Origin of the sequence: Primorskyibacter aestuariivivens (genome assembly GCF_028023675.1) — a bacterium.
GTDB classification, from domain to species: Bacteria; Pseudomonadota; Alphaproteobacteria; order Rhodobacterales; family Rhodobacteraceae; genus Marinovum; species Marinovum aestuariivivens.
In genome coordinates, this window is sequence record NZ_JAQIOZ010000003.1 from 52,217 (window position 1) to 65,656 (window position 13,440).

16 protein-coding genes are annotated in these 13,440 nt (G+C 62.5%); 5 read left to right on the top strand and 11 right to left on the bottom strand.

The features are described from left to right. Position 1: 1 nt before the first annotated feature. From PGB28_RS02350 to ubiA, 5 genes are all read right to left on the bottom strand, one after another. The gene (locus PGB28_RS02350) at positions 2-463 is read right to left on the bottom strand and encodes an EF-hand domain-containing protein (protein WP_271419874.1); all 462 of its coding nucleotides are present in this window, start codon (positions 461-463) and stop codon (positions 2-4) included. A gap of 85 nt (positions 464-548) precedes the next feature. Then, the gene (locus tag PGB28_RS02355; protein WP_271419875.1) at positions 549-890 is read right to left on the bottom strand and encodes a carboxymuconolactone decarboxylase family protein; all 342 of its coding nucleotides are present in this window, start codon (positions 888-890) and stop codon (positions 549-551) included. Between the two features lie 89 nt (positions 891-979). Continuing rightward, positions 980-1,309 carry a hypothetical protein gene (locus PGB28_RS02360; protein ID WP_271419876.1) on the bottom strand — a complete coding sequence of 110 codons (330 nt, stop codon included), beginning with the start codon at positions 1,307-1,309 and terminating at the stop codon, positions 980-982. Continuing rightward, positions 1,296-3,203 carry an OmpA family protein gene (locus PGB28_RS02365; RefSeq protein ID WP_271419877.1) on the bottom strand — a complete coding sequence of 636 codons (1,908 nt, stop codon included), beginning with the start codon at positions 3,201-3,203 and terminating at the stop codon, positions 1,296-1,298. The genes PGB28_RS02360 and PGB28_RS02365 overlap by 14 nt, the downstream gene beginning before the upstream one ends. A 61-nt stretch (positions 3,204-3,264) precedes the next feature. Beyond that, positions 3,265-4,230 (bottom strand): 4-hydroxybenzoate octaprenyltransferase, encoded by a 966-nt coding sequence (ubiA, locus tag PGB28_RS02370; RefSeq protein ID WP_271419878.1) that lies wholly within the window; start codon positions 4,228-4,230, stop codon positions 3,265-3,267. A gap of 12 nt (positions 4,231-4,242) precedes the next feature. Between ubiA and PGB28_RS02375 the strand changes: the two genes are divergently transcribed. From PGB28_RS02375 to PGB28_RS02390, 4 genes are all read left to right on the top strand, one after another. Continuing rightward, positions 4,243-4,977 (top strand): 16S rRNA (uracil(1498)-N(3))-methyltransferase, encoded by a 735-nt coding sequence (locus tag PGB28_RS02375; protein ID WP_271419879.1) that lies wholly within the window; start codon positions 4,243-4,245, stop codon positions 4,975-4,977. Next, positions 4,974-5,831, top strand: a complete 858-nt coding sequence (locus PGB28_RS02380; protein ID WP_271419880.1) for a GNAT family N-acetyltransferase — start codon at positions 4,974-4,976, stop codon at positions 5,829-5,831. Before PGB28_RS02375 ends, PGB28_RS02380 begins: the two co-directional genes overlap by 4 nt. Next, positions 5,828-6,349: a hypothetical protein gene (locus PGB28_RS02385; RefSeq protein ID WP_271419881.1), complete on the top strand. Its 522-nt coding sequence runs from the start codon at positions 5,828-5,830 to the stop codon at positions 6,347-6,349. The genes PGB28_RS02380 and PGB28_RS02385 overlap by 4 nt, the downstream gene beginning before the upstream one ends. A gap of 68 nt (positions 6,350-6,417) precedes the next feature. Further along, a complete protein-coding gene (locus PGB28_RS02390) occupies positions 6,418-7,788 on the top strand; it encodes a glutamate--cysteine ligase (protein ID WP_271419882.1) in 1,371 nt (456 codons plus the stop codon). Positions 7,789-7,818: 30 nt separating this feature from the next. Here the strand turns inward: PGB28_RS02390 and PGB28_RS02395 are convergent, their stop codons facing one another. The 6 genes from PGB28_RS02395 to PGB28_RS02420 form a co-directional block, all read right to left on the bottom strand. Continuing rightward, positions 7,819-8,859, bottom strand: coding sequence for a threonine aldolase family protein (locus tag PGB28_RS02395; RefSeq protein ID WP_271419883.1), 1,041 nt, complete (start codon positions 8,857-8,859; stop codon positions 7,819-7,821). Next, entirely contained in the window at positions 8,859-9,329 is a 471-nt protein-coding gene (locus PGB28_RS02400) for a YcgN family cysteine cluster protein (RefSeq protein WP_271419884.1), read from the bottom strand. The genes PGB28_RS02395 and PGB28_RS02400 overlap by 1 nt, the downstream gene beginning before the upstream one ends. Continuing rightward, positions 9,326-10,252, bottom strand: a complete 927-nt coding sequence (locus PGB28_RS02405) for a bifunctional riboflavin kinase/FAD synthetase (RefSeq protein ID WP_271419885.1) — start codon at positions 10,250-10,252, stop codon at positions 9,326-9,328. The genes PGB28_RS02400 and PGB28_RS02405 overlap by 4 nt, the downstream gene beginning before the upstream one ends. A gap of 102 nt (positions 10,253-10,354) precedes the next feature. Then, positions 10,355-10,537 (bottom strand): hypothetical protein, encoded by a 183-nt coding sequence (locus tag PGB28_RS02410; RefSeq protein WP_271419886.1) that lies wholly within the window; start codon positions 10,535-10,537, stop codon positions 10,355-10,357. A gap of 106 nt (positions 10,538-10,643) precedes the next feature. After that, the gene (locus tag PGB28_RS02415) at positions 10,644-11,087 is read right to left on the bottom strand and encodes a MaoC family dehydratase (protein WP_271419887.1); all 444 of its coding nucleotides are present in this window, start codon (positions 11,085-11,087) and stop codon (positions 10,644-10,646) included. Positions 11,088-11,188: 101 nt separating this feature from the next. Continuing rightward, positions 11,189-12,061, bottom strand: coding sequence for a TIGR01459 family HAD-type hydrolase (locus PGB28_RS02420; protein WP_271419888.1), 873 nt, complete (start codon positions 12,059-12,061; stop codon positions 11,189-11,191). A gap of 444 nt (positions 12,062-12,505) precedes the next feature. Here PGB28_RS02420 and PGB28_RS02425 point away from each other — a divergent pair, with 444 nt between their 5' ends. Then, positions 12,506-13,375: a DMT family transporter gene (locus tag PGB28_RS02425; RefSeq protein WP_271419889.1), complete on the top strand. Its 870-nt coding sequence runs from the start codon at positions 12,506-12,508 to the stop codon at positions 13,373-13,375. The last annotated feature ends 65 nt before the right edge of the window (positions 13,376-13,440 follow it).

A 13,440-nucleotide genomic window follows, 5' to 3' on the forward strand; every position in this document is an offset into this window, starting at 1 on the left:
ATCAGTTCCGCCCGCGCCCGAAATCGTCCGTAGTCACGACGCCATCGCCATTCCGGTCCATGTTCGCAAACCAAGCGGGCACGGCCTCCATGAATTCCGCGCGCGTCACCTGACCGTCTCCGTCCGCATCGGTCACGTTGCGCATCATGCCATTGGCCGGGTTGTTCCGCCCGCGCCCATGACCCATGCCGTTTTCTTTCATGTCATTGGCGCGGGCCTCATCAAAAAGATCGTGCTCCTCACTGTCCAGCACGCCGTTTTCATCGGCATCGAATGTAAAAAAGACATCCCCGCGTCTCGCGGTCGCTTCTTCCAGCGTGACCTGCCCGTCTTCGTTCACATCCCAGTTCTCGATGAAATGCGCGCCGGGATTTCCCTGACCGTTGCCCTGTCCCTGACCATGGCTTGACGCCAGAACCGGGGTTGCGGCAAGGGCGAGCAGAAATGCGAGTGTGCGGGTCATTGATCTATCCATATTCCAGTGTTGATACATCTCTTAAACGGAATATGAAGAACCCTCCGTCGTGCCAGAATGTCGCAGGCGGACATCATTTTCCTTTGGTCAATTGGTCAAAGCATTCCAACGCCTTGGCGGAATACATGACCGCCGGACCGCCGCCCATCTGGACACACATCGCCAGCACTTCGGCAACTTCCTCACGAGTGGCACCAGCATTGATGAGCGCTTGGGTGTGAAACATGATGCAGGGTTCGCAGCGGATCGCCACGGCTATCCCAAGCGCCACGAATTCCTTGGCTTTGAGGTCCAGCGCGCCGTCGGTCTTGACCGCTTTGCCCAACTCGCCAAAGGCTTTCGTAGCGTCAGGGATGGCTTTGTTCAGGGCACGCAATTGTCCGCGCGTATCCGCCAGTTTTTCCGTCCAGTCCATAGGGGGCTCCTTCGCATATGTTGTCACATGCGAGAAATCATATCTGACGGGATGGAACCTTGATCTCGATCAGTCGGGCCCGGTGGACATCACCCGGCGTTTTGCACGCGCTCGACATAGGCGCGCAGCTCTTCGGCCTCGTGACGGGCATCTCGCAGCCCGTCCATGGCCGCAGACAGTTCGGCTTCGGTCTGGGCCAGCTGGTTGGTCAGTTCAGCCTCGCGCTGCTGGAGGTAGGTGATCGCCTGATCGCGGGTCTCTTCGGCCTCGTGCAGCTCCTGGCTCATGCGCTCCAGTTCGCCCACATCGGATTTCGACACCCGGGTGAAGCGGTGCAGAAGCCAGTTTGCGAACCAGCCAAGGCAAAAGGCAACAAACAGAATGATTGCTGTCGCAATGACAAATTCAGTTCTGTTCATCCTCGCTGCCCTCCGACTGTGCCGCGCCGTCTTCTTTCACGGATTGCTCGGAGCTTTCAAGCGTTGTTTGCGTCTCTTCCACAGGTTCCGGAGGGATCAGGCGGAATTCGATCCGGCGGTTTTGCTCGCGGCCTTCTTCGGTTCCGTTGTCCGCGATGGGCTGTGTTTCACCATATCCCACCGCTCGGTAAGAGGCGGTCAGCACCCGGCGATTGCGCAATTCGGTCAGGATCGCCTCGGCGCGGGCCTGGCTCAATTGCTGGTTCATGCTCTCACGGCCCTGGCTGTCGGTATGCCCACCGATTTCAAGCGGAATCTCCGGACAGGATTTCAGCACTTCGGCAATGTCATCCATGATGCCACGGCCTTCGCTGTCCAGCGTATCCGATCCGGGTTCAAAATTCAGCTTCCGCGTGCCAAGAACCGTCTGGATCCGCACAAGGCATTCTTCGGGTGTGGGCAGCGCGGCTGTCGGGTCGAGCTGTTCCTTATAGGTCACATCGATCGAGAACTGCGCCCCATCGCCCAGCTTTTCGGACAAAAGACGGGCAATTTCCGACCGGGCGGCCTTGAAACCCGTATCGCCGGAAATGCGCATGTCATCCTTGGTTACGGTCACTGCGCCGTTGGACAGGTTCCCAAGCGCCTCGATCCCGGCAAGCACCCGCACCGACCACGACGCCGGCAGCGTATCGTCCACCCGCGCCGTCATCCGCACCGCCGCGCTGGCAAAAGCCGCCTTGGCATAGCTTTCCGCGGTCTGGCGGGCGATCTCGCTTGCGACGCGGCCGCGCAGCTGTACCTGGCCTTCGGGGCTGAGGGTTGCGACGAATTCTGCCGGGCCTTCATCGCTTTCATCGGGCGTTTCGGGCAGCACAGCGGTGAGGTCGAACACCTCGGGCAGGCTGTTTTCCAGCTCGCCCACAACCGTGTCGAACACGCCCTGTTCCGTGCCTTCCAGCGCGATCAGGGAGATATCGGCATCCGACATTGTCACCGTGCCGCCCCCCAATGTGGTCAGCGCCCTGATGGATTTCTCTGCCGCTTCGACCCAGCGCGTGCTGGGCACGCCCAGCCCGATTGTACAGACCGTCTGACCTTCCAGACCGGCGGCGCGGGCGGCGCGCAGGATGCGGTCGCGCGTCTCTTCGCTGTCAGCCGAACAGGCGTCGAAACGCGCGGTGCCGTTCTCAACGACAAAGCGCAGGGTAAAGGGCGTGATCACCGGACGCGGTGCCGAGATGGACAGCGCCACGCGCAGGTCGTCGGGCTTGGCACGCGCCAGCGCGCTTTCGGTTGCGGTCTTTTCCTTGGCGCTGTCTGTCATGGCGGTCACTTCCACCAGATCCGCAGAGACCGAGATTTTCGAACGCGGCAGGCGGCGCAACGCATCGGTGGCAAAATCAATTGCCTCCTCCCAGCCGTCAGGAGCGGGGTAGGATGCGGTTTCCATCAGGTCCGAGACTTGATCTTCGCCAACCACGGTTTGCATCGCTTCGACAAGCTGCTCATGAGCGTCGCCGTCGGGGGTCAGGCCGATCAGCGACACACCGGAATCGTTGCGCAAAATCTCGATAGAGAATTTCGGCGGGGCCAGTTGCTGGGTTTCGGCCACGTCCATCTGGTCGATCAGTCGCGCGGCATCCACCACCTGACCGGCATTGGACAGCGCGCGGAAGCGGTCAGCCTCGTTCGGGGCGGTGCCGATGACAAAGACCTGAAGGCCCGTCGCATCGACCGAGGCCCAGTCCAGCCCGGCGGTCTGGAATTGTTCGGTCACAGCGTCTACCGAGGCATCTTCGACCAGTGAAACGGACAGCGTCGCTGCCACAACCGACGCCACGCCCGCAAAGGCAAAACTCGCGATGGGCAGAGCATAGTTCGAAAGGCGCATTCAAAGGCCCCGGATTGTTATTGTGCCGTGAAGAGATACGTCGCCCGGGCGCGGGGTTCAATCACACGAGCATGGCAACGGCGAAAAACAGCACAGGGAGCAGCCCGGCATTGCGGTTGGAGCGGAACAGCATGAGCAGCCGGTCCATGTTCTCCATGTCGAACATGCGCATCTGCCACGCCATGTGCCATCCCATCGCCCAGGGCCCGCCAAGCGCGATGACCAGCGCAAGGATATCGCCACGCGGCACGGCGGCGATCACGGCCAGACCGATCAGCACAACCGTTCCCACCAGAAACCGGCGCAGCCATTTCGGCGTGTCCCGGTCAAACAGCCGCGCGGTGGATTTCACCCCGATCAGCGCGTCGTCTTCCTTGTCCTGATGGGCATAGATCGTGTCATAGAACAGCGTCCAGCTGATCCCGGCCACATAAAGCAGCACCGCGGGCCATTGCAGCGCGCCGCTATGCGCCGTCCAGGCCAGCAAAGCGCCCCAGTTGAAGGCCAGCCCGAGGAAGATCTGCGGCCACCAAGTGAAGCGCTTGGCAAAGGGATAGACCGCCACCGGCAAAAGAGACAGGATTCCCAGCGCGATCGCGGCCCAATTGAATGTGAGCAAAATGCCAAAGGCAATGAGCGCCTGCGCGCACATCCACGCCACTGCACCTTTGTCGGTGACCTGACCCGAGGGGATGGGGCGCGACGCGGTGCGCGCGACCGAGCCGTCAATATGCCGGTCGGTGATGTCGTTCCAGGTACAACCCGCCCCACGCATCAGGAAGGCACCGAACCCACATCCTGCAAATATCCACAGATCGTGCCAGGATGCTTGTCCATCTGCAACAATGGCTAGCAGTAATCCCCACCAGCAGGGCAGGAGAAGCAGCCATGTCCCGATGGGTCGGTCGGCGCGGGACAGCCGCAGATATGGACGCGCCGCGGGGGGCGCATATCGGTCAACCCAATTGCCCTTTACGGCGTCGGAAACTTGTCCTTCGGCCTCTGGCGTCTGGCGCGGCTCTGACATAACACTATCCCCATGAGTGGCACGATCAGGCTGTATGTAGAGCAAGGTTTGGGGGAGGGGCAAACGCTTCCTCTCGAACGCGCGCAGGCACATTACCTCTTCGGGGTGATGCGGCTTGGCGTGGGGGCGGAGCTTTTGCTGTTTAACGGCCAGGACGGCGAATGGCGTGCCGAGGTCATCGAGGCCGGCAAGCGCGGCGGTGTGCTGGCTTGCGTGGCGCGGAGCAGGCCACAGGACATGCCGCCCGATCTCTGGCTGCTCTTTGCGCCGGTGAAAAAGGCCCGCACCGATTTCATCGTGGAAAAGGCCGTGGAACTGGGGGCGCGGCGCATCCTGCCGGTGCAGACCCGGTTCACCAATTCCGAACGGATCCGCCCCGACAAACAGCGCGCGCATGCCATCGAGGCCGCCGAACAATGCGGCGCGACCTATGTGCCCGAGGTGGCGGAGTTGCAGAAACTCGACCGGCTTCTGGATGGCTGGGACGCTGATCGGGTGCTGTGGTTCTGCGACGAAAAAGCCGATCTGAAAAACTTCATGACAAATGCCGTCACCGATCCTGAGCGGGGCGCTCCGGCGGCCATCCTCATCGGTCCCGAGGGCGGATTTTCCGACGAAGAGCGCGCGCGGCTGCACGCGCTGCCCTTTTCCCGGACCCTGTCGCTTGGCCCTCGTATCCTGCGCGCCGAAACCGCTGTCGTGGCGGCGCTGACGCTTTGGCAGGCCAGCCACGGAGACTGGTCATGATCCGCAAGGCCACACATGACGATATCCCCGCGCTGGTCGGATTTCTCGAACGCCATATCGAAACCTCGATGTTCCTCTTGGGCAATCTGGAGGCGCATGGGTTGGACAATACCGACCACCCCCACGGCACCGCCTATTTCCTGCGCGAAACCGGGGACGGGATCACGGGTGTTTTCGGTGCCACCAATGGCGGCTATCTGACCTGCCAGCTTCCCGGCATCGGCAAGACCGAGGCACAGACCTATGCCCATCTTCTCAAGGGCTACACGCTGCGCGGCATGACCGGCGAGGATGCGCAGGTTTCTACCATTCTGGACGCCCTGCCGCTGCCAACTGACCCCTGGCATATCAATCTTACACAGCCGCTTTATGCGCTGGACCTTGCGGAGATGGGCCAGACAGACGACACGATCCGCAAACCCGACGCCGCGGATCGCGCCGTGCTGGAGACCTGGCTGGATCACTATCTGCGCGACACCGGCGTGATGCCCGAGGCGGGGATCGTGGATGAGATTGCCGTGCGTGCTGCGGCGGCGGTGCAAAGCCGCACAATGCGCCTGTTGCTGGACGAGGCAGGTACACCGATTGCCATGAGTGATCTGAATGCCCGCGCGGGGCAGGCGGTGCAGATCGGCGGCGTGTTTGTGCCGCGTGACCGACGCGGGCAGGGGCTGGGCGGACGCGTGGTGGCGGCGCAACTGGCGGAATTGACGGGGCAGGGGATCGCCCGGGCCATCCTGTTTGCGGCTTCATCGGATGCGGCGAAAGCCTATGAAAAGATCGGGTTCAGGCGCATCGGCGACTACCGCATTGCCATGCTCAAAGCCCCCACAACGCTGAGTGATCCGACATGAGTTTCATCCGACCCGAGGCGCGCGCCACGCTCTGGCGCTGGCGCGAAGTGCTGGCCGGGGTGGCGCTGACCCCGGTGGGCGCGTGGTGGAGCTTTGGCGTGACCGGTTGGCTGGGCAATGCGGTGGGCTTTGCCGTATTGGGCATTGCGATGCTCTTGCTGATGCTGGGCATTCAGCGCGCCCGCTTTCGCGAGGACAGCGATGGCCCCGGCGTCGTGCAGGTGGTTGAGGGGCGCGTGGCCTATTTCGGCCCACTGACGGGCGGCGCGGTGGATATGGCCGAGATCACGCGGCTGAGCCTGGATGTCCGCAACCGGCCGGCCACATGGGTGCTGGTCCAGCCCGGGGTCGAGCCCCTGCACATCCCCGTTACAGCCAAGGGCGCAGAGGCACTTTTCGACGCCTTTGCCGCGCTGCCGGGGCTGCGTATGGAATACATGCTGCGGGAACTGAATGACGCGACCGCGCGCGAAACCGTGATCTGGCAGAAGGGCCAAACCGCGCCCGCCCTGCATTGACACCCGCGACGTTTCCGCCCATCCCTGAGCCTGACACGCGACACCAAGACCAAGATCGGAGCAGCCCCATGTCCATCCCCCAGTCCGGCGGCGCGCCGATTGAACGGTATGAGCAACTGGCCGAATACCTCGCCGATGGCTGCAAGCCCAAGGACGATTGGCGCATCGGCACCGAGCACGAGAAATTCGGCTATTGCAAGGACACGCTGAAACCGCTGCCCTATGACGGCGACCGCTCGATCCGCGCGGTGCTTGAGGGGCTGCGCGACCGCTATGGCTGGGCCGAAGTGCTGGAAGGCGGCAAGATCATCGGGCTGGAAAAGGACGGTGCCAATGTATCGCTTGAGCCGGGCGGCGCGCTGGAGCTTTCGGGTGCTCCGTTGGAGACCATTCACCAGACCTGTGACGAGGTGAACGCGCATCTGCGCGAGGTCAAGGACATCTCGGACGAGATCGGCGTGGGGTTCATCGGGTTGGGCGCGGCGCCGATCTGGCACCATGAAGAGATGCCGCTCATGCCCAAGGGGCGCTATAAGCTGATGGACGCCTATATGACCAAGGTCGGCACCATGGGCACGGCGATGATGCGGCGCACCTGCACGGTGCAGGTCAATCTCGATTTCGGGTCCGAGGCCGACATGGTCCAGAAACTGCGCGTCGCCTTGGCGTTGCAGCCGGTGGCCACGGCGCTTTTCGCCAATTCGCCGTTTTTCGAGGGCAAGCCCAACAATCACAAAAGCTGGCGGTCTTATATCTGGCGGCATCTGGATGATGACCGCACCGGCATGTTGCCGTTTGTGTTCGAAGACGGGTTCGGCTTTGAGCGGTGGGTCGAATACGCGCTCGATGTGCCGATGTATTTCGTTTATCGCGACGGCAAATATATCGACGCGCTGGGCATGTCGTTCCGCGATTTCCTCAAGGGTGAATTGCCCGCGCTGCCGGGAGAAAAGCCGCTGATCAGCGATTGGGCCGATCACCTGACCACTGCCTTTCCCGAGGCACGGATCAAGAAATTCATCGAAATGCGCGGCGCAGATGGCGGCCCGTGGCGCAGGCTCTGTGCGCTGCCCGCGATCTGGGTGGGTCTGTGTTACGATCAGGGGGCGCTGGACGCAGCCTGGGATCTGGTCAAGGGCTGGGACGCCGAAACGCGCGAAGCTCTGCGCGTGGCCGCGTCCGAGTCCGGGCTGCAGGCGCAGGTGAACGGCATCAACATGCATGATCTCGCGCGCGAGGTTGTGGCCATCGCCAAGGAAGGTCTGCGCTCGCGTGCCCGCCCGGGTCTGGGCGGCATGGTGCCGGATGAACGGCATTTCCTGCATGCGCTGGAAGAAAGCATCGAGACCGGCAAAGTGCCCGCGGATGAATTGCTGGACGCCTATCACGGCGAATGGAATGGCGATCTGAGCCGGATCTACGCGGCGCATTCCTACTGAGACTGCTGAAGGTGGGCAGGATTGCCCACCCTACGGTGTGATCAGCTCCACGAACCGGTCGATCATCTCGCGGGGCAGGGACCAGTCACAGACCAGACGGCAGGACAGGCAGTCCCCGTCCGGCCCGTCCACCGAGCCATGCAACTCGTAGCGCGCGCCCGCCGCGCGGGCCCGGCGATGAGCTTCGCGGGGCAGGGTCACAAACAGCATATTGGCTTGCGGCTCGAACAGGAACTCCGCCACGCCCGAGCTGCGCAACCCCTTGGCCAGATGCGCGGCATTTGCGTTCGAGGCCCGCGCAAGGTCCTGCCAGAGATCATCGGTCAGGTAAGCGACCATCTGGGCAGACAGGTAGCGGTACTTGGACATCAGATGCGCGCCACGCTTGCGCCGCAGCACGAACTCCCGCGCCTTGGCCGGGTCAAAGACCACAATCGCCTCGACGCCCATCAGCCCGTTCTTGGTGCCGCCAAAACTCACCACGTCCACGCCCGCTTTCCAGCTCATCTCGGCGGGCGAACAACCCAGAGCGACGGCCGCATTGGCAAAGCGCGCACCGTCCAGATGCACGGGGCAGCCATGCGCGCGGGCGACCTTGCTCAGCGTGGCGATCTCGTCGAGGGAGTAGAGCGTGCCGCGTTCGGTGACCTGCGTGATCGACACCGGCCCGGCCTGTGCCATGTGGTGATCGCCGGTGTCATACATGGCAATCGCGGCTTCCAACGCTTCGGGCGTCATCTTGGGGCCTTCGCCCACATGGGTCAGCTTGGCCCCGCCCATGTAAAACTCGGGCGCGTTGCATTCATCCACCACGATATGCGCCATTGGGGTACAGAACACCGTGTCCCAGGGATGGGTGAACCCGGCCAAAGCCAGCACATTGGCCGCTGTGCCCAGCGTGACAAGGAATACCTCGGCCTCCGGTGCCTCGAACAGATCGCGCAGCCGTGCCGTGGCCTGATCGGTCAGCGGGTCGTTGCCATAAGGCGCGGCGTAACCGGTATTCGCATCCATCAGCGCCTGCATCACCTTGGGATGCACAGGACCCGCATTGTCCGACATGAACTCCATTACATCGGCTCCTCGATGATGTGATCTTCCCAATCGTCCTCATGCACCTCGAACTCGGGCACGGTCCGGCTTTGCATGGAGATCCCGGCCTCGTGCACCGTCTCCGGCGTGCCGGAAATCAGCGGATGCCAGTCATAAAGCGGCCTGCCGTCCCACAAAAGCTTGTAGGCGCAGGTCTCGGGCAGCCAATAGGCGTGCTGCTCGATGGTGTCCGGGGTCAGCTGGATACATTCCGGCACGAATTGGTGGCGGATCTCATACTGCGCGCAGCGGCATGTCATGTCGTCAAACAGCCGACAGGCCACGCGGGTCAACGCGACCTCGCCGGTCTCTTCATCTTCCAGCTTGTTCAGACAGCATTTGCCACAGCCATCACAAAGCGCCTCCCATTCCCTTGGCGACAGCTTGGTCAGCGGCTTGTGTTCCCAGAAACGCGCGGCCAGCCCGGAGCGGTTGATGGGGTCACTCATAGCGTGCTCAGGATCTCGCGGGCGCGGGCGCAATCCGCATCCATCTGGGCGATGAAAGCGTCGAGCCCGTCAAAGGTCTGTTCCGGGCGCAGATACGCCACAAGCCCGACCGACAGGGTCGCGCCATAGAGATCACCGGAGAAGTCGAACAGGAAGGTCTCTAAATTCGGCACCGCGCCGCCGAATTGCGGCCGCACTCCCAGTGAGGCCGCGCCATGGTAGCTGCCCTTGAACGGACCGTCCTGCACATCGACCAGCACCGCGTAGACGCCAAAGGCAGGCAGGTGCAGACCAGACAGCGCCATGTTCGCCGTGGGATAGCCCAGAGTGCGCCCGCGCTGTTCGCCGCCCACCACCGGCCCTGCGATGCGGTGCCAGTGACCCAGCATGTCGCGCGCATCCTCCGGGCGGCCGTCAGACAGGGCGGCGCGGATCGCGGTCGATGACACCTGTTCGCCGCCGGTCTGGATCAGCTCGGCCACGGTCACGTCAAATCCCATTTCGGTGCCAAAGCGTTTGAGGTCCGCGGCATTGCCCGCGCGCCCCTTGCCGAAACAGAAATCCGCGCCCACCACCACATGGGCAAGCCCCAGCCCGTCGCGGATCACCCGGGCGGCGAATTCCTCGGGGGTCAGCCCGGCAAGCGCGTGGTTGAAATTCAGTTCGTACAGCTTTTCCACGCCCAGCTTTTCCAACCGCGAGGCGCGTGCCTCGGACGACATCAGCCGAAAGGGCGGGGCATCCGGCGCAAAAACCTCGCGCGGATGTGGCTCAAAGGTCAGGATGCCCAGGGGCGCATCGTCACGCCGCGCAAGGTCGATCACCGCCACATGGCCGCGATGTACGCCATCGAAATTGCCGATGGCGACGCTGGCACCGCGATCCTGCGGCTCGACATATTGGTAATCGCGGATGATGCGCATGGGCGTTTGGGTATCCCCGCCGCGTGCCGCTGGCAAGGGGGGATGCGCCCGGTTTTACGCGGGATGGCCCGCCGCGCCAATGGCGGACGGGCCAAGTCCCGGTCAGCTCTGGCGTGGGCCGCGCATTTCCGAGATGGCAGAGCGGATCTTGCTCCAATCCCTGGCTTCGTCATGCTTGCCAGCTTCTTCGCAGGCGCGCATTTTCTGCGCCGCTTCAAGCTCGGCCTTGCCGCCATGTGCGCTTAAAAGCGCGCGTGCATATTGAGTGGTCTGGATGGCGTCCATCGGTGTCCTCCCTTGGTCGGTTGATCCAGTGGAGGGCCACCATATCACAACCGCCGCGGGATTTCACCCTGTTGCCGTAGGGTGGGCAGTTCTGCCCACCAAAGCGTCAGTCGAACTTGCGCGAAGGCGCCAAAACCTTGGCCTCGCCGATCAGCACTTTCTTGCCATCCACCGAGCAATGGCAGTCCAGCGTCACGCGGCGCTTGCCGTGGTCGATATCGACTACCTTGACCTCGGCATAGACCATGTCGCCGGGGCGCACGGGGGCGAGGAATTTCAGCGTCTGGCCCATATAGACCGTGCCATGCCCGGGAAGCTGTTCGCCGATCACCGCCGAAATCAGACCGGCGGTCAGCATGCCGTGGGCGATGCGGCCCTCAAAGATCGTGTCCTGGGCATAGTCGTCATCCAGATGCACCGGGTTCCGGTCCGTGGAAACTTGCGCGAACATCTCGATATCCTGATCTGTCACCTGTTTGCGCAGGTGGCGCGTCATGCCCATCTCGATATCTTCGATACAGATGGAGCCTCGGGGCAGATTATCGAACATGGGGGCCTCCATCTGGTCGCCTCTAAGTAATAAAACGCTGGCCAAGGGGCCTCATGAGCAACTTTATTACTTTGCGGGCGCAGAAAATCAACCCCTTTGTTTCAGCGCAGAAAGCCGATCGTAAAGCTCGGATTGATCATTTCCTTTTGAATATAGGCGTTTAGCGCGTCCGGGTCGGGTTGGTGCGACGTTTTGGTCTCGGCGGCGGCCAGCCCTCCCGAGATGAAAAGGGAATCGATATCTTCGCCCATCGCCCCATCAATGTCGGTATGTGCCCCGTCTCCGATGGCCAGAATGCCCGCCGGGGGAACATCGCGGCCAAGCTCGGCCAGACGGCGGCGGGCAAGGTCATAGATCGGCGGATGCGGTTTGCCGAAATAGAGGCTTTCGCCGCCCATCTCCGTGTAAAGCTGTGCCACAGCCCCGGCGCACCATTCCCGGTTCTCGCCGCGATCGACCACGATATCGGGGTTGGCACAGAGCAGTTTCATGCCCTTTTGCTTGGCATAGAGCAGTTGCGGGCGCAGCTCTGTAGGGTCTGCAAGCGGGTCGAACGGCCCCGTGCACACGATCCCCTCGGCATCTTCAAGGTCTACCCGGCTGATCTCTACCGGGTTTTCGATAAGATGCAGTGGCTCGAAAAATGTGGTGTCGAACGCAGTGCCGATGAAATAGACCTTGGAGCCCACGACGCCGTTGAACATGGCCGCGCGGGCACTGTCGCCCGAGGTCGTGATCGTATCCCAGGCGTCGCGCGCCACGCCGATCTTGTCCAATTGCTTCTCGACCTCGTGGCGCGACCGGGGCGCATTTGTCAGCAGAATAACCGTACCGCCCCGCTGGCGATAGGCCTGCAATGCCGAAACCGCGTCTCCAAAAGGTGCGAGGCCGTTATGCACGCAGCCCCAAAGATCGACAAAAAGCGCGTCGTAGCGGTCGGAAATCTCGGCAAGCTGTTCGATGATCTGGGTCATGGGGGCCTCGGGCAATGAGTGTTTAGCCAAGATGTACTGGAGCCCCGCCATCGGGGCCAGCCCCTTGACGCGGATTGCGGCGGTTGGGTTGCCCAGACCCGCCAATCACGCTGGGGCGAGCGGTGGCCGTCTCATTGTCCGACAAAATGCACGAAACAGCCAAACAGTGATAACCGAGGCGAGCCCCCATTCATTCGTCGCGGCTTCTTTCGTTCCGTGACCGGCGCGCCACGGCAAAGATCAGCCCGCCAAAGACCAGAAGCACAGGCAGGATCACCAGGAGTTTCAAACCGGCCCCGGACATGTGAGCGCCTTTCAGAATTGTCGCATTACTTATAACTTATGAGTTCGCATAAGAAATTCCAGACCCGAGCGGGTGATGTCAGGGCTTGAATTCGGATAAATTCCGGCATTGGCTGATGCAACCCGGAAAAGGATCAAGCCATGTCGGATCAATTACGCGGTCTGCTGATCACGCTTGTCGGCGTGCTTTTCGTGGTGCCCGATGCGCTGTTCGTGCGCCTGATCGATGCCGATCCTCTGGTGATCTCGTTCTGGCGCGGGTTGGTGGCCGGGTCGCTGCTCTTGCTCGGGATCGTGCTGTTTCAGGGAACGGCCCCGATCCGGGCCGTGCTGCGCACCGGGTGGGCCGGGGCGGTCTATGTGGCCGCTGCGGGCGGCTCGGGCATTCTCTTTGTGCTGGCGGTGAGCCTGACCAGCGTGGCCAATGTGGTCTTTATCATCGCGGCGATGCCGGTCTTCGCAAGTCTCTACAGCAGGCTGTTTCTGGGCGAGCCGATCTCGCGGCGCATGGTGCTGACCATGGCGGCGGTGGGTGTGGGGCTGGCGGTGATCGCTTATGGCTCGGGCGAGACCGAAGGCGCAACGCGGCGCGGCGATGTTGTGGCGCTGGGCGTGGCGGCCCTGTTTGCCGCCGGGCTGACAGCGGCGCGGCGGGCGCGCCCGGTTTCGATGGTGGCGGCGGTGCCCTTTGGCTACCTGCTCGCTGCCGCCTGCGTGCTGCCGTTCATCGAGCCGTTTTCCGTCCCGGACGGGCAATGGCATCTGGCGGCACTGCACGGGCTGTTCATCGTGATCAGCTCGGTGGGGCTTGCGCTTGGCCCGAAATACATCACCTCACCCGAGGTTGCGCTTTTGATTCTTCTGGAATCGGTGCTGGCACCGCTGCTGGTCTGGGGCGTGATCGGAGAAAACCCCGGCCCATGGGCGCTTTTGGGAGGGGCGGTGGTCATCAGCGCGCTGGCCCTGTCCAACCTGATCGCGCTCAGGCGTCGGGGGCCTGTACGTGTTTAGAAAGCGGGGCGTTTCCGGGAAAGGCGGAAAGAAAGGTCCATGGCAATAAGATCCAAATTAAATTC

What these genes read in the sequence shown, in the direction of transcription:
- PGB28_RS02350 (WP_271419874.1), bottom strand. Translation starts at nt 463, where the DNA reads ATGACCCGCACACTCGCATTTCTGCTCGCCCTTGCCGCAACCCCGGTT.
- PGB28_RS02355 (WP_271419875.1), bottom strand. Translation starts at nt 890, where the DNA reads ATGGACTGGACGGAAAAACTGGCGGATACGCGCGGACAATTGCGTGCC.
- PGB28_RS02360 (WP_271419876.1), bottom strand. Translation starts at nt 1,309, where the DNA reads ATGAACAGAACTGAATTTGTCATTGCGACAGCAATCATTCTGTTTGTT.
- PGB28_RS02365 (WP_271419877.1), bottom strand. Translation starts at nt 3,203, where the DNA reads ATGCGCCTTTCGAACTATGCTCTGCCCATCGCGAGTTTTGCCTTTGCG.
- ubiA (WP_271419878.1), bottom strand. Translation starts at nt 4,230, where the DNA reads ATGTCAGAGCCGCGCCAGACGCCAGAGGCCGAAGGACAAGTTTCCGAC.
- PGB28_RS02375 (WP_271419879.1), top strand. Translation starts at nt 4,243, where the DNA reads ATGAGTGGCACGATCAGGCTGTATGTAGAGCAAGGTTTGGGGGAGGGG.
- PGB28_RS02380 (WP_271419880.1), top strand. Translation starts at nt 4,974, where the DNA reads ATGATCCGCAAGGCCACACATGACGATATCCCCGCGCTGGTCGGATTT.
- PGB28_RS02385 (WP_271419881.1), top strand. Translation starts at nt 5,828, where the DNA reads ATGAGTTTCATCCGACCCGAGGCGCGCGCCACGCTCTGGCGCTGGCGC.
- PGB28_RS02390 (WP_271419882.1), top strand. Translation starts at nt 6,418, where the DNA reads ATGTCCATCCCCCAGTCCGGCGGCGCGCCGATTGAACGGTATGAGCAA.
- PGB28_RS02395 (WP_271419883.1), bottom strand. Translation starts at nt 8,859, where the DNA reads ATGGAGTTCATGTCGGACAATGCGGGTCCTGTGCATCCCAAGGTGATG.
- PGB28_RS02400 (WP_271419884.1), bottom strand. Translation starts at nt 9,329, where the DNA reads ATGAGTGACCCCATCAACCGCTCCGGGCTGGCCGCGCGTTTCTGGGAA.
- PGB28_RS02405 (WP_271419885.1), bottom strand. Translation starts at nt 10,252, where the DNA reads ATGCGCATCATCCGCGATTACCAATATGTCGAGCCGCAGGATCGCGGT.
- PGB28_RS02410 (WP_271419886.1), bottom strand. Translation starts at nt 10,537, where the DNA reads ATGGACGCCATCCAGACCACTCAATATGCACGCGCGCTTTTAAGCGCA.
- PGB28_RS02415 (WP_271419887.1), bottom strand. Translation starts at nt 11,087, where the DNA reads ATGTTCGATAATCTGCCCCGAGGCTCCATCTGTATCGAAGATATCGAG.
- PGB28_RS02420 (WP_271419888.1), bottom strand. Translation starts at nt 12,061, where the DNA reads ATGACCCAGATCATCGAACAGCTTGCCGAGATTTCCGACCGCTACGAC.
- PGB28_RS02425 (WP_271419889.1), top strand. Translation starts at nt 12,506, where the DNA reads ATGTCGGATCAATTACGCGGTCTGCTGATCACGCTTGTCGGCGTGCTT.